The sequence below is a fragment of the Myxococcota bacterium genome (genome assembly GCA_039030075.1).
Taxonomy (GTDB): domain Bacteria; phylum Myxococcota_A; class UBA9160; order UBA9160; family SMWR01; genus JAHEJV01.
Window position 1 is genome coordinate 1 of the sequence record JBCCEW010000021.1, and the last position, 14088, is coordinate 14088.

Consider the following 14088-nt stretch of genomic DNA (forward strand, 5'->3'; position numbering starts at 1 on the left):
CCCTGCCGCTGCCTCCGCCGCTCCTGCATCGGCTGGCCTACCTCCCGTCCCAGGGGCAGACCGGCGATCCACCGGCCGCGTTCTACGATTACCTCCGCTACGGGTGGGTCGCCGACGGGCGACGCGCCTGGGAAGCGTTCGGCACGCCGCACTACACCACGAAGGAAGCCTGGAGCTCCTTCGTGTCCGCGCAGCGCTTGCAGAGCTACACCTGAGCCATGAGCGAGACACCCCCCATCGCGCGCAACCGAGCGCCCTCCGACGTCGCTGACGATCCCTGGGAACGCCTGCCCGGCGACGCCGACGACCTGCGCGCGCTGCGCGAGGCCCTCGAAGATCTGCGCAGCGAAATCCGCACGCGCTTCGGCGCGGTGGCGCGCCGCGAGGAGACGCCTCCGGCGCGACCGACACCGGCGATCGACTGGGACGGGATGTTCTCCCAGCTGCGCCGGCGCCTCGCCACCTTCGGGATGCGTGAGTACTCGGGCGAGGTGGACGCCTTCGGGTTCGACGCCGACGCGCTCGAATCGGTCCGACCGGTGCTCGACTTCCTCTACGAGACCTATTGGCGTGTCGCACTGCAGGGCGATTCGCAGCTGCCCGAAGAAGGTCCGGCGCTGCTGGTCGCGAACCGCGCGGGTCTCCTCCCCTACGACGCCTTCATGGTCGGGCACGCCGTCGAGCGCGCGTGCGGTCGCGACGCGCGACCGCGGATCGCGCTCGGCGACGACTGGATGACCTTGCCCATCGCGCAATCGCGGCTGACCCGGCTCGGCGCCGTGCGCGCTTGTCCGGAGAACGTCGAGCGGCTGCTCGAGGCCGGCCACCTCGTGTTGGTCTTTCCCGAGGGCGCACAGGGCGCGACCAAGGAGTTCGGCGATCGCTATCGGCTGCAGCGCTTCGGGCGCGGCGGCGTGATGCGCGTCGCCCTGGAGCAGCGCGTCCCGGTGATCCCGATCGGTGTCGTCGGCTCGGAAGAAGCCCAGCCGCTGCTCCACAAGAGCCGCACTCCGGCGCAGGTGTTGGGGCTGCCCTTCGTGCCGCTCACCGCGACCTTCCCGTGGCTCGGACCGCTCGGCGTCTTGCCGCTGCCGACCCAGTGGACGATCCGGGTGGGCGCTCCGTTCGCGCTCGACGGCCTGCATGCGGATGCGGTCCGCGACGAGCTGCTGTTGTCGCGGCTGACCGAGGAGCTGCGCGCTGCGGTGCAGGCGCTCGTGCACGACGCCCTCGGCGAGCGCGGGTCGGTCTTCGGGTTCGGCGACGAGAGCTGAGCCGCGTCGCGCTGAGCCGGCACGCGATCCGGGAGGCGGCTAGCTGGCGAGGGCCGGCGCCCCTTCCGAGCGGACCTGGGCGTACTCGGGCGGCGCCCCCAGGCGCAGCTGGGCCCGGACGGCTTCGAGCGGCTGTTCGAGCAGGTCTTCCCAACGCTGCTCCGGCAGCCAGGCCGCGTCACGCCCGCGCCGGTAGCCGTCGCGGATCACCGGACGCGCGTGCATCGAGTCCTCCTTCGCCTTCCAGTACGCGGCCGCCACGATCAACCCGATCCCCGGGTTGCGGGTCTGGGCGTAGGTGAAGGCGAGCAGGGCGGCTTCGCCGACGAGGTCGCGCTCGTAGCCCGTGACGACGTGCCAGAGATCGTGCATGTCGCGCAGGCGATCGCCGAACCAGCGCTCTTCGGGGCTGGCATTCGGATTGCGCTGCTCTTCGCTGGCTTCCACGAGACCGTCTGCGTCGATCTGCTCGCGGTTCATGAACTCGGCGTAGGTGCGGCCGAGGGAGCCGGGCGGCAGCGCGAGCAGGGCCTCGCGATCACTGAGCCGGGCCAGCAGGTCGGGTCGCGCCTCGAGCAGGGCGGGGCCGTTCGGCCGCTTGCGGAACTTGCGCAGCACCCGAGTGCGCGTCGGGCCCGAGAGGGCCTCGATCACGTCGAAGACCTTCGCCGTGTCGTCGGGGTCCCGGAGCAGCGCGCGGAGCGCGCGCAGGGCCGCCATCGGTTGGATGCGGGAGGAGGCGGGCGTGGCGCTGCGGTCGGTCATGGCGTCGATCTCCCTGTGCTCGGTGTCCCGGGGCGATTCTTCGTATTGACAACACTGTAAATAGTGCTGACAGGATTGTCAATAGAAGGGCATCGCACCACACTGGAGCCATGGCCCAGCGAAGCGGAGAAGCGGGGGTGCGCCCGGATGCTCCCGGACCCACCGGCAAGCGGGTGCGGCGCAGCGCCGAGGAGGCCCGGCGGGTGATCCTCGATGCAGCCGAGGCGCGCCTGCGCGCGGGCGGACCCGAGGCCCTGCGTCTCCAGGACATCGCCGCCGACGTCGGGATCTCCCACCCCGCCATCCTGCACCACTTCGAGAGCCGCGATGGGCTGATCGATGCCCTCGAGAATCGCGCCATGCAGCGCCTCGAAGACGAACTCGTCGAGATCCTGCGCGATGCCCCCGCGAACGAGGACACCGTCCTCGGATTGCTGGAGCGGGTCTTCGCGACCCTGGGCGACGCAGGCCACGCGCGGGTGCTGGCCTGGCGGGTGCTCGGGCTCGACCGGCCTCGGGCCGACGAGGGCGGGCGTAACCTTCTCCGGGCGATCGCCGACCTCGTGCACGTCCGGCAACGCGAGCTCGCCGAACGCGCGGGGCGTCCCGTCCCCGCGCCGGAAGCGGCCGAGTTCCGCGTTCGCCTGTGCGCGATGGCGATGCTGGGCGAAGGCGTCTTCGGCCCGTTCATCGATGCGGACTTCGACCGCGAAGACGACTCGGACTACCGCCGGCGCTTCCGCGCCTGGTTCGCGCATCTCCTGATGGACGAGGCGTCCGGGTCGGATTGACGCCGGCTCGCTAGTCGCGCGAGAGCGGCTCGGCGCCGCGGGCGCCCTCGAGGCGCTCCAGCGCCTTCGCGACCCGCTCGAGGTTCTCGTTGAGCGCGTCGATGTCACGACGCCGCGGCAGATCGAGGGCCTGGAACACCCGCTCGACGGCGCCCTGGAGGCGGTCGTCCCAATCGGCGCGGGCTCCTTCGAGCGAGTCGCGCCAGCGCTGGGCCTCTTCTTCGCGGCTGCGAACGGCCTTTCGCAGGTTCTTCTGCAGCTCTTCGATGCCGTCCTGGGCGTCGCCGACCCCGCGCTTAAGCGCACCGTAGAGCGCGTCGCCGCTCTTCTGGATCAGGTCGGAGAGCACGCCGCGCGGAACCGTGCCCGAGCCCGGGTTACGCTCGTTGTCGACCAGGATCTGCGAGAGCGCGACCGAGGTGATGTCCTCGCCAGTCTCGTTGTCGATCACACGGACTTCCTGGCCCTGCTCGATGAGCTCGGCGATGCCCTTGAGCGTGATGTAGCGGCTCGTGTCCGTGTTGTAGAGCTTGCGATTCGCGTAGCGCTTGATGAGGACGGTCATTGGGGGTGTCTTCCTCTGCGTCGCGATCGACGCGGCGTGTCAAAACGCTAGCTCGGCTCCGGCGCTGGTGCTCCACCTTCGACGGGTACACGCTCGACCCGGCGCGCCGGACGCGACCGGGGCGTCGGCTCCGCCGGGGTGTTGCGGGGGGAGGACGCCTCGCTCCGGCCGACGCCGAGTTCCCAGAGCAACTCGCGCAGCCCGAGGAACGCGCGCAGTACGGCGCGCGCCTCGTCGTCGTTGCGCGCCTGGTCTTCCCAGCGACGGATCTCGGCGTCCAGCGCTTCGGCGAGCGCGACACCGAGCTCGCTCGCCAGCGGGGCACGGTCGCGGAGCTCGCGTTGTCGCGACGCCACCCAGGCGTCGGCCGTCGCGAACAAGGGGTGCTCGGCGGCACCGACTCCCGACGTCGCCAGCGCCGCGGCATCGAGCAGTGCGCGCCCGGCGAGGAGCGCCTCGGAGAGCGCCTGAGCCGCGTGTCGACGCGCGCGGGCCAGCGCCGCGTCCATCGCGGCGCGGCTGGAGCCGTTGCCTTCAGCCATTGCGCGGGCCCGCGTCGGTGGGGGAGGAAGCCATCGCGTCAATCATCCTGACCGGGTTCGTCGGCGGTCGCCACCAGCGTCAGCGCCCCGGCGACGCGTCCGATACCGCCGAGGTCATGGACCTCGGCCGAGAACTCGGGCACCTGGCGGAAGAAGGCGCCGCGCCGCTCGGCTTCGCCCCGCAGCTCGCGGACGGCGTCGTCGTCCCGGGCCACCAGCGCGGCGTAGCGCCGGGCGGCGCCGAGCGCTGCCTCGGCCGCTTCGTCTGCCGGGAAGTCCGCCCCCCGCTGCTCGCGCAACGCGTCGACGAGCGGCGTCGGGTCGACCGCGGAGAGATCCGGGTCGAGGGGCGCTTCGTTCCCCGGCCACGCGCGAACGCGATTGGCGACGATGCCCGCGGCGTGCAGCTCGGTCGCTTCCAGTCGTTCGAGAAAGCGTCGGGCCTGGGCGACGGATTCGGTCTCGGGGCCGGCGATCAACACGAAGGCCGCGTCGGGCCCGCGCAACAGGGCGCTCACTTCCCGCGCGTGGCGTCGGAAGCCCTCGGACATCTCTTCGAAGGCGAGCAGGAACTCGGAGACGTCTTCCAGAAACCCGAGGCCCGTGATCCGCTCGATCAGGGAGAGCGCGCGACGCGTGCCCCACTGAAACCAACGCACGCCCGCACGGCCGGCCGCGAAGGCCGGATGGATCCACATCTGGACCAGCCGGCTGTCGAGGAACTGCAGAATGCGCTCCGGGGCGTCGAGGAAATCGAGCGCATGCTGCGACGGGGGCGTGTCGACGACGATCGTGTCGAAGGCGTCGCTCTGCGCCATCTCGTACACCTTCTCCATCGCCGAGTACTCGACGCTCCCCGACAACGCGTCCGAGACGTGCTGGTAGATCGGATTCGCGAGGACGCGATCGCGCGTGTCCGGGCTCGAGGCGAGCCGCTCGACGAGATCGTCGAAGGTGCGCTTCATGTCGAGCATCATCGCCGACAGCGCACCCGAAGCCGGCACTCCGAGTCGATCGAGCACCTCGCGCGGGATCGCCTCTGGCTGGTTGCCGAGGGCCTCGACACCGAGCGCGTCGGCGAGACGCCGTGCCGGGTCGATCGTGAGCACGAGCGCGCGGCGGCCCGCCTGCGCCGCCTGCAAGGCCACCGCCGAGGCCACCGTGGTCTTGCCGACGCCACCGCAGCCGACACACACGATCACCCGACGCTTCAGCGCGGGCAGCATCAGGATGGAGCTCCGAGCAGGGCTTCGGACAGCGTGTCGAGATCCGCCGGGCCGCGCAGGCCGTTCGGCAGGTAGGGCAGCTCGGTGATCGGCAGCTCGGTCTCGTCGGCGATCTCGGCGACGTAGCGCGCGTTCAGCGAAGCGCGGTCACGCAAGAGCGCGCCGCACTCGGCGAGCCAGCCCGGCGAGGGCAGGTTGCCGAAGTCGCGATCGCCGGGCAACGCCGCCAGCGTCGTCTCGAGCCCTTCGAACGCGGGCGGGTAGGGCGGGGCGTGAACCGCATTGACCACCACCCGCTCGAGGCCGATGTCGAGTTCGCCGTGCACGCGCTGCACGAGCTCGATGGTTTCGCGGGCGGGTAGCTCCTCGCCGATGGCGACGGGCAAGAGCACCGAGCGCGTGCGGTCGCCGATCAACGTTTCGACCGCCTCGGTGTGCTGGCGCAGAGGGCCCGCGCGCACCGCGCTCACCACGACGCGCGGCACGTCGAGGAAGGTGAGCCCGTGCCCGGTCGCGGGCGCGTCGACGACGATCAGGTCGTAGCGGGGGCGGCGACCCTCCTCCATCTGCTCCAGGTGCCACACTTTCCCGAGCGTGATCAGGTCGCGCCAGCCGGGTGCGGCCATCAGGAACTGCTGGAAGGCCTTCTGGCGGATCACCGGGTCGACGAGTCGACGCGTTCCGAGTTGGAGACCCAGATACTCGCTGAGCGCTTCGAAGGGCTCGATGTGGCAGAACGCCACTCCGCCCGCCTGGACGGGCGTGTAGGTCAGCTTGGCGCGCGGGGCGCCCAACAGGCCGCCGAGGCGGGCGTCGGGATCGACTGCCGCGAGCAGCACGCGGCGTCCGCGGGCCGCGGCTCCATGGGCGAGCGCCGCGGCGACGGTGGTCTTCCCGGTGCCGCCCTTGCCGGTCACGATCACGAGCCGGCGATCCAGCAGCCCAGCTTTCGGTCCCGTCAAGCGATCTCCACCCCGGCCCCCTCAAGCGCACCTGTGCGGGCTCCGAAACGTTCTGGGAACCCGAGTCGCTGCTCCCCCAAAGGGGCATCGCGGGCGGGTTCGTCTCCAATCCGACTCTTCGACCTCGACTGTAACGGGAGAACGGTAGCGTGATCGTTACCTGCGAGCGCTGCGCCACGCAGTTCCAACTCGACGACACCCGCGTGCCCGTCGACGGGGTGCGTGTGCGCTGTTCGCGCTGCAAGCACGCCTTCATGGTCGAGCCGATCGCGAAGACCGAGATCGACCGCGTCCACCAGGCGGCGCGTCGCGCCCTGCGCGAGGAGGCGTTCCCCGGAGTCACCGAGGACATGCCCGAAGGCGAGGCGGCCGAAGCGGCCGCGCCGGCGGACGCACTCGACGACAGCTGGGACGACGAAGAGAGCGATTGGGAGTTCAACGACGATCTGCCCGAGGACTTCGCCGACGAGGATCCGGCGCCGGCCTCGGAGGACGACCCGCCGGCGCTCGGTGAGGTCGGCTTCGCCGACGACGGACCGGTGCCCGACCTGGCGAGCGACCCGTTGCCGCCGTTGGCGGACGAAGGAACTCCGGCGGCGAGCGAGGCTCCGACACCGGTCGAAGCCGCCGCGCCGGTCTCCGCTGAAACGGCCCCGATCGACACGGACGCCGAGAACGACGCCGGTGAGAGCGTGCTGACCGAGGCCGAACTCGACGCGGGTCTCGGCCTGGGGCCTGCGTCGTCGGACGCACCCGCGGCGTTGCCCGACCTCGAGCCGCCATCCGCGGAACCCGCGGCACCGGCGCCGCTCCCCGAAGCCAAGCCCGAGGCGCTGCCTCCTGCGCCCGCGGAAGCGCTGCGCGATCGGAACGACGATTCGAGTGACGAACTCGGCAGTCCGGTGGACTGGGACATCTTCGACGAGGCCCCGGCTGCGGCGCCCGTTCGCGAGCAGCGCGCGGCCGCTCCCATCGAGGTGGTCCAGGACGATGCCGACGGCGAACTCCAGCTCGACGACGACGACTCGGGGCGCTTCGCCGCTCGACTCGGAGCGGGCGTCGGCTGGTGCGCCACACTCGCGCTGGTCGCGGTCGGTCTGTTCGCCGGCCTGTACGCACCCCAGCCGCCGCTCGGCGACGTCGAACTCGCGCCGGGCGTGATGCTCGAGAACGTCGAGCACCGCTGGGTCGACCACGCCTCCTTCGGTCCCGTCTTCGTCGTCTCGGGTGTGCTTCGGAACGCCAGTGATGGATCGCTCGCGGTTCCCGACTTGGCGCTCGAATTGCGCGATGGCGCGGGGAACGGGGTGGGCCGCGCGCTTCCGCTCGGCGCGCCGCGCTCTTCGCGGGTACTGCGCCAGGGAGATCGCGACGCGCTGCGGAGCGCCGGGAGCTTCCGACGCCCGCTCGGGCGCGGAGAATCGCGGGCCTTCGAGGTGGTCGTGCAGCCCCTGCCCGAGAAGGCCGCTCGCTTCGTGGTGCGCGATCAGCGCTAGTCCCGCGCTCGTGCTAGCGGGTCGTCCCGGAATCGCCCTCGGTGACTTCCTCGTTCTTCGGGGTCACGTCGAGCTCGTCCTTGCCGGACAGCCCTGCCTTGAAGTTCTTGATCGCCTTGCCCACCCCGGAGCCGAGCTCCGGAAGACGTCGGGCGCCGAAGACCACGACGACGATGGCGAGCAAGATGAGGAGCTCTTGCGTTCCGAACATGGCAGGCCTCGCGAGACCGCGGACGGCGGGGGATCCGGTCCGTGGCAGTGGGCGGTCAGGGACCGCGAAAGGACGCTCTAGAGATTACTCGGCCGCGGCGGCGGGCGCCGCGGCTGCCAGTTCTTCTCGGATGATTTCCTCGAAAACTTCTGTGGGTTGCAGCCCGAACAGAACGATTCCGTTCACGACGAAACCGGGCGTTCCGGTGATCCCCACGCGGGCTGCCTCGACCGCGTCGGCCTGCACCTTCTGGGCGTGCCGGCGCTCGGCGTAGCAGGCGTCGAAGCGCTCGAGGTCGACCTCGAGCTCCTCGGCGTAGCGTCGCAGGTCTGCGTCGGCGAGCGCGCGCGGATTCTCGAAGACCGTGTCGTGGTACTCCCAGAAGCGCCCCTGTTCGGCGACGCATTCCGAGGCCTCGGCGCTGGCCCGGGCGCGATCGTGGGAGTCGAGGGGCAGGTGGCGGTAGACGACCCGAACCTGGTTCGGGAAGCGTTCGACCAGGTCCTTCATGACGGGACCGGCACGACGGCAATACGGGCACTGGAAGTCGCTGAACTCGACGATCGTGACCGGTGCGTCGTCGGGGCCGATCGACGGACCGCTGCCCGTGACGGAAACGCGCGGACGCTCCAGTTCGGTCTCGATGCCCGCGGCATCGATGAGCGCGCGGACCGCGTCGCGGCGCCGCTCGTTCTGGAGGTGATTGCGGATCTGGGGCTCGACCTGGTCGAGGGTGGCGCCGCCCATCTGGGCGCGGTTCTCGGTATAGAAGGTCGCGACTTCCTGCATCGTGACCTCGCCGAGCTTCGCCGCTTCGGCGTCGACGAGCGCGTCGGCCGTCAGGCCCTGCGCCGCGGCGGCACCATCGAGCACGCGTTGCGCGGAGAGCTGTTGCAGCGCCCGGCTGCGGATTTCGTAGAGCCGCGACTCGTTCCCGCCGCGGGTCTCGCGGCGGAACAGATCGTCCTTCACGAAGTCATCGAGCTCTTCGAGGGTGATGACCTCGTCGCCGATGCGCGCGGCGATTGCGGCGTCCTCGTCCGGCGCTTCGGATGTGGGGGTCTGGCAGGCGACGACCAGGCCCGCGAAGGCCAGGGCCCCGAGCGTCCAGAGTGCGCGATGGAACGACCGATGGCGAAGCCCGTTGCGCGAGCACCCTGTCATCGAAGCGATCATGAGACCTCCGTTGGCTGACATCCACGAGGCGAGCGTCCCAGCGAACACGCTGGCCGTCCGGCGGCCCCCCCGAGGTCGGGGAGTATAGGAAGCCCCTGCGGTGCGCGCGGCCTCGTCCAGAGGGCATCTCATCGACCCCGACCGAGACAGGGGCCCGAGTTCGGCCCGAGGTCGAGGCGCGAAATCGCAGGCATAGCGCCGCTACGGCGAGGTTTCGCAACGAAGAGATCGGGGCGATGACGGGTGCCTGGCGACCGAGGGGTTGTTGAGATGCCCTCTACGCGCGACCGAGCAGAGTCTCGGCGAGGAACCGACCCATCTGCTCCGCGACCTCGCGGGGCAGCGCACCGTTGCGCACCTCGGTATCGAGGCGCCGCGCCGAGCCCTCGGCCGCCGCGTGGAGGGCGTCTCCGGAGCCCACGGGGTCGCAGACAACCAGCAACGGCCGCGGGGCGATGCGACCGACGAAGTGGCGCGGATCGGCGGGATCCGGAAGTGGCTCGTTCCCTGGAAGGGCCAATACGACCGCTCCCGCGCGGGCATCGAGGGCACAGAAGGCGGCTCCGAGCCGGGCGCCCAAGCCGAACCCGACGTAGCCGACCCGCTCGTGGTCGATCCAATCGCGGGTCATCAGCGCGTCGAGCCCGTGCTCGAGATCGACGATGGCCTGCCGCGCGAACTCGAGCTGCAGGTCGTCGCGGAGGGGCGAGGGCGTCTCGCTCCACAGCCAGCTGCGGAGCTTCGCCTCCGAGCGTTGTCCGTGGAGCGGAAAGTCGATCGAGGCGACCGCCATGCCCTGTTGGGCCCACACGCCGCCCATCGCTTCGATCGATGCGTCGTGGGCCGAGCCGCCGAGGCCGTGCTGGAGGAGGACCAACGGGTAGGGGCCGCCACCCTCGGCGGGTAGCAGGACGCGGCCGGTGACGCGGTCACCGCGACTCGAGTACTCGATCTCCTCGACCCGCAGCGTCGGATGCGACGCGACGCGGGGACTCGGCCGGGTCCACAGTCCGAGCGCTTCGCGGTAGCCGGACAGTCGCAGCTCGTCGGTGGGCACGCGCCCGAGGATAGGAGGCTGGTTGGCTTCGCGCTCAGCGCGCGAGGAGCATCTTGCGCGCGCGGTAGAGGTTCGACTTCACGGCGTCCTCGCTCTTGTCGAGGAGCTGGGCGATGTCGGCGATCGGGCGATGCTCGACGTGGTGAAGCACGAACAGGCGGCGCTGTTCCTCGGAGAGCTTTTCGGCTGCCGTCTCGAGTCGCGTCAAGCGCTCGCGGAGCTCGTAGACCTCGAGCGGTGTCGCGGCTCGATCCCCGCCTACCATCGGCTCCCCGGAGAGTTCTCCGTCCTCGTCCAGATCGAACGGCACCGTCGGGTGCTGCTTCTTCTTGAAGCGGCTCGCGATGGTGAAGCGCGCGATCCCCAGCACCCAGGCGGCGAAGGGCGCCTCGGCGCGGAACGAATCGAGCGACGAGAACACCGCCGCGAAGACCTCTTGGGTGGTCTCCTCGGCGTCGGCGCGGTTGTGAAGACGCTTCTCGACGAAGCGGTACACGCGACCCACGTAGCGGTCGTAGAGCGTGTCGAAGGCCTCGGCGTCGCCCGCCAGGACCGCGGTGACCAGCTGCTCGTCACTCAGAGCGGGTGCGGAGCACGCAGCTGCAGCAGACATCCCAATCCCTCCAATCCCAGGTCCGAGAGCGGGCCCGGAGGCCGCATCCCCGCCGAGGTCGGACCCCAGAGTCCGGCCCTCGTGGTGGAAGTGGGATCGAAGGCTAAAGAGGTGTTGAAATTTTCTGCGGTGCGCAGAAAATTTCCCCCTCGGGGGGCGAAGGCGGGTTCAGGGCCGTCGGCCGCCGCTCAGCGCCTCGGCTCGAACTCCGCGTATTCCTCGGCGGAGAGGCCCAGGTCCTCGGCCGAGAGACCGGTCCGGAACGGCGAATCGGAGCCCGCGGGCTCGTGGCCGGGCGGGGCATCCTCTGCCGGACCCGCGACCTCGGGGGCCGCCGCGGACCGGGGAGCGCCCAACGCCTCGAGCAGGGCCACCAACCCGGACCCATTCTGCGCGAACCGCACCTCGGCCAGGCGGATCCCCTGGCTCGCCACCGAGTGGCTGGCGCTGCGCGCCGCATCCGTGTGTTCCGGCGCGATCAGCCAGCTGGTGATCCCGGCTTCGGATCGCAGACCCGCGGCAGGCACCAGCTGCGCCCAATCGGCGATCCGCGCGAACAGCCAGGCCTGGTGCGCGAGGGCCTGGCCGATCAGCGGCAGCGTGTCGCTCTCGGTCGCGCACAGCACGAGCACGAGGCGTCCGCGCCCGTCGTGTCCCACCCAGTCGATCCGATGGTCTGCGGCGAGCACCTGGGCGGCGAGCGGTGTCCAGGTGGACTCGAGCTGGGACAGCGCGCGCTCGATCGCGCGGCGGCGATCGCCATCGGGGATGCGGGCAGCGGGGCGGAGGTCAGCCAAGGTTCATCTTCAGCGCGTCTTGCCAGAGCATTCCGGCGACGTCGCCGACGGCGCGTGCAGCCCGCGACTGCGGATGGAGCAATCCGATCGGACGCCCCTCGGCGGTGGCGCGGTAGACCTGCAGGTCGTCGACGACCAGACCGTAGCTCACCGGACTGCGCGACAGATGCCGACGGGCCGTGCCCGCAATGCGGGCGAAGGCGCTACGCGCGTCACTCGCGTCGCGGGCGCCGTGCACCACCAGACCGATCCGCGCGTCGTTCCCTTGCAGCCAGGCGCGCTTCGCGAGGGCGTAGTTCTGTCTCAGATCGGGCAGGTCGGGCGTGCTCCACAGCAAGAGCCAGCGCAGGAGCGGCCGTGGCAACGTCTCGTGTTGGAGCCACTCGCGCGGCAGAGCCACCAGCACCAGTCCCCCGTCGCTGGCGACGGCGGCCTGCTCGACCGCGAGATCGATCGCGGCGTGGGCCAGGGCGGATGCGTCGTGGGCGGGGGCGTAGTGCACCTGGCAACCGAGGGGGCCCGGGCCTGCCTCGGGCCACAGCGGGGCCAGCGCGCGGTCGCGCGGCGCCACCAGGACACTGCGGGCACCGCGCCGAGCCCACTCGACTCCGAGGTTCCAGGCCAGGCCCGCGCGCACCGCGTCGTCCGGCGCGAGCGGCACGGTCAGCAGAGGCAGCGCGGCCGGGTTCGGGCGGGTCGATTCCTCTTCCTGCGCGGGCGGCAGGAAGTAGTCGAGTACGTCGTCCAGATTGCGGGGCAAGGCCTCAGCGCACCACGAGCACCGAGTTGCGGCCGCCGTTCTGGTTGGTGACGGCGTCCGGGTTCTCGGGGTCGTCCCGCCACTCCCCGTCGACGACGTAGCGGTACTGGTATCGGCCGGGCGACAGCTGAAGGATCTTCGTCCACACGCGATCGTCGCCTTCGGCTTCGACCAGTGAGCGCACGCCGCGATCGGGAACCCAGCCGTTGAAGTCGCCCGCGATCCGAACGTCGTGCGCGCGGCTCTCCCGGAATCGCACGACCACCTCGCGCGAACTCGCCACGGCCGGTTCGGGTGTGGCTTCGTAGACCTCGGGGGCGTCGACGGCCACTTCGATCGCAAGTGCGGCGTAGTCGTGGGTTCCGTTCGCCGTGCGCGAGATCGCGTTGATCGGCTTGCCGCGGCTCGCGGCTTCGCGGAGCTTCACGTTCTGACGGATCACCGTGTCGAAGCAGAGATCCTTGAAGAGCTCGCGGATCTCGCCGAGCGTCTGCCGCGCATAGCGCGTTCGCCCGTCGAAGAGGGTGGGCAGGATGCGCACCGAGAGCTCGTGGCCGATGCGTTCGGAGAGCAGGGCGATCGTCTCGAGCAGCTTCTGCACGCCGTGGATCGCGAAGTAGCTCGTCTCGAGGGGAACGATGACTTCGCGGGCGGCGCGCAGCGCGTTGAAGGTGAGGAGACCGACGTTGGGCGCGCAGTCGATCAACACGAAGTCGTAGCGGTCCTCGAGTGCCTCGATGGCGCGGGTCAGTCGCTCGGTGCGCGTCTCTACGGGCTCGGTCGCGAGCTTCTGTTCCAGGGCGGAGAGCACGATGCCCGACGGGGCGACGTCGAGGCCTTCGCGAACCGCGACGCAGACGTCCGGCAGCCGCGTAGCTCCGCTGGCATCGGCGAAGACCTCGTACAGGTTCTCGTCGAGCCGCTCCGGATCGGCACCGAGGGCGAGGGTCGCGTGGGCCTGCGGATCGAGGTCGACGACCAGGACGCGATGCCCGTCGGCGCAGAGCGCACCGGCCAGGTTGACGGCCGTGGTCGTCTTCCCGCATCCCCCCTTCTGGTTGACGATGGCGATCACGCGCATGGGCAGTTCCCCCTTGTGGAATCCGGACGAATCGATCGGGGGGGCTGCTGCGGAGGATGCGGAGGAGAAACGGGGCGGAAACGGTGGAGGGCGGAGCGGAGTCGGGTCACGGCACGCGCGCCGAGGCGTTGCCGAGAGAGGGGCGTGGAGCGGTTCGGCGCGTGGAGTCGCGCCGGGCTTCGGCCGAAGCCTGCTTCTCGCGATGCGCGTCCACCGCACGCTGGAGCTCGGCCACCTCGAAGATCCACTCTTGACCGGTGATGGCTTCGAAGGCGGTCCCATCCTTGAACGCGAGCACGACGTCGCCGGTCGCGACCAGCACGACCTCGGAGAGGGGGCGGCGGACGGCCGGGAGCATCTCGCGCAGGGCCCGGATCGAGCGACGGATCCGCTGCAGCGAAACGCCGGCGTCGATCAGTCGCTTCGTGGCCCGCAGCGCCACGAGATCCTCGAACGCGTAGCGTGCGTGGCCCCCGCGGGTGCGACGGCTGGGCTGGACCAGGTCGGTCTCAGACCAGTACTGCAGCTGACGTCGGGAGACCCCAATGATCTCCACCACGTCGCCGACGCGATACAGGTCGGACGATGCCGTCATGTCCGTGGCGGACCCCCCTGTCCACTGGACGATGGAAGCGTAAGGCGGTGTTCGGGGGCCAGTCAACCCACCGGGCCTCGGGAATCGTCTGATTTTCCACCCATTGGAAATCGGGAGGGCGGAATCCGTCCCGCTGCGGAGGCGATTGTCCAGCGAGGGGTAGCAGGGGTAGGGTCC

At 70.6% G+C, this 14088-nt stretch carries 17 protein-coding genes; 4 read left to right on the top strand and 13 right to left on the bottom strand.

Translation table 11 applies throughout. The annotated features are described in order from the left end of the window. On the top strand, positions 1–215 hold a 215-nt coding region (locus AAF430_19680), incomplete at its 5' end, for a hypothetical protein (GenBank protein ID MEM7412460.1). A gap of 3 nt (positions 216–218) precedes the next feature. Beyond that, positions 219–1274, top strand: a complete 1056-nt coding sequence (locus tag AAF430_19685; protein MEM7412461.1) for a lysophospholipid acyltransferase family protein — start codon at positions 219–221, stop codon at positions 1272–1274. Positions 1275–1313: 39 nt separating this feature from the next. On the opposite strand, the gene AAF430_19690 is transcribed toward AAF430_19685, so the two are convergent. Further along, positions 1314–2039: a Coq4 family protein gene (locus AAF430_19690; protein ID MEM7412462.1), complete on the bottom strand. Its 726-nt coding sequence runs from the start codon at positions 2037–2039 to the stop codon at positions 1314–1316. Between the two features lie 110 nt (positions 2040–2149). Between AAF430_19690 and AAF430_19695 the strand changes: the two genes are divergently transcribed. Continuing rightward, the gene (locus AAF430_19695) at positions 2150–2830 is read left to right on the top strand and encodes a TetR/AcrR family transcriptional regulator (GenBank protein MEM7412463.1); all 681 of its coding nucleotides are present in this window, start codon (positions 2150–2152) and stop codon (positions 2828–2830) included. A 10-nt stretch (positions 2831–2840) separates the two neighbouring features. On the opposite strand, the gene AAF430_19700 is transcribed toward AAF430_19695, so the two are convergent. From AAF430_19700 to AAF430_19715, 4 genes are read right to left on the bottom strand one after another with little or no spacing between them, the layout of a single operon-like run. Beyond that, positions 2841–3395, bottom strand: coding sequence for a polyhydroxyalkanoate synthesis regulator DNA-binding domain-containing protein (locus tag AAF430_19700; GenBank protein MEM7412464.1), 555 nt, complete (start codon positions 3393–3395; stop codon positions 2841–2843). Positions 3396–3442: 47 nt separating this feature from the next. Next, positions 3443–3937 carry a hypothetical protein gene (locus tag AAF430_19705; protein ID MEM7412465.1) on the bottom strand — a complete coding sequence of 165 codons (495 nt, stop codon included), beginning with the start codon at positions 3935–3937 and terminating at the stop codon, positions 3443–3445. Between the two features lie 38 nt (positions 3938–3975). Continuing rightward, positions 3976–5163 carry an ArsA-related P-loop ATPase gene (locus AAF430_19710; GenBank protein ID MEM7412466.1) on the bottom strand — a complete coding sequence of 396 codons (1188 nt, stop codon included), beginning with the start codon at positions 5161–5163 and terminating at the stop codon, positions 3976–3978. Beyond that, positions 5163–6125: an ArsA-related P-loop ATPase gene (locus tag AAF430_19715; GenBank protein ID MEM7412467.1), complete on the bottom strand. Its 963-nt coding sequence runs from the start codon at positions 6123–6125 to the stop codon at positions 5163–5165. The genes AAF430_19710 and AAF430_19715 overlap by 1 nt, the downstream gene beginning before the upstream one ends. A 149-nt stretch (positions 6126–6274) precedes the next feature. On the opposite strand from AAF430_19715, the gene AAF430_19720 reads away from it, so the two are divergent. Continuing rightward, positions 6275–7621, top strand: coding sequence for a zinc-ribbon domain-containing protein (locus AAF430_19720; protein ID MEM7412468.1), 1347 nt, complete (start codon positions 6275–6277; stop codon positions 7619–7621). 13 nt (positions 7622–7634) lie between these two features. Here the strand turns inward: AAF430_19720 and AAF430_19725 are convergent, their stop codons facing one another. The 8 genes from AAF430_19725 to AAF430_19760 all read right to left on the bottom strand — a co-directional run bounded on the left by AAF430_19725 (position 7635) and on the right by AAF430_19760 (position 13911). Next, positions 7635–7832 carry a twin-arginine translocase TatA/TatE family subunit gene (locus AAF430_19725; protein ID MEM7412469.1) on the bottom strand — a complete coding sequence of 66 codons (198 nt, stop codon included), beginning with the start codon at positions 7830–7832 and terminating at the stop codon, positions 7635–7637. A gap of 84 nt (positions 7833–7916) precedes the next feature. Beyond that, positions 7917–9008, bottom strand: coding sequence for a thioredoxin domain-containing protein (locus AAF430_19730; protein MEM7412470.1), 1092 nt, complete (start codon positions 9006–9008; stop codon positions 7917–7919). Positions 9009–9285: 277 nt separating this feature from the next. Next, a complete protein-coding gene (locus AAF430_19735; protein MEM7412471.1) occupies positions 9286–10065 on the bottom strand; it encodes an acetylxylan esterase in 780 nt (259 codons plus the stop codon). 34 nt (positions 10066–10099) lie between these two features. Continuing rightward, the gene (locus AAF430_19740; GenBank protein ID MEM7412472.1) at positions 10100–10678 is read right to left on the bottom strand and encodes a sigma-70 family RNA polymerase sigma factor; all 579 of its coding nucleotides are present in this window, start codon (positions 10676–10678) and stop codon (positions 10100–10102) included. A gap of 188 nt (positions 10679–10866) precedes the next feature. Continuing rightward, a complete protein-coding gene (locus tag AAF430_19745) occupies positions 10867–11475 on the bottom strand; it encodes a hypothetical protein (protein ID MEM7412473.1) in 609 nt (202 codons plus the stop codon). After that, entirely contained in the window at positions 11468–12235 is a 768-nt protein-coding gene (locus AAF430_19750; GenBank protein ID MEM7412474.1) for a hypothetical protein, read from the bottom strand. Before AAF430_19750 ends, AAF430_19745 begins: the two co-directional genes overlap by 8 nt. A gap of 4 nt (positions 12236–12239) precedes the next feature. Further along, the gene (locus AAF430_19755; protein MEM7412475.1) at positions 12240–13316 is read right to left on the bottom strand and encodes an AAA family ATPase; all 1077 of its coding nucleotides are present in this window, start codon (positions 13314–13316) and stop codon (positions 12240–12242) included. A gap of 106 nt (positions 13317–13422) precedes the next feature. After that, positions 13423–13911, bottom strand: a complete 489-nt coding sequence (locus AAF430_19760; protein MEM7412476.1) for a MerR family transcriptional regulator — start codon at positions 13909–13911, stop codon at positions 13423–13425. Between the last annotated feature and the right edge of the window lie 177 nt (positions 13912–14088).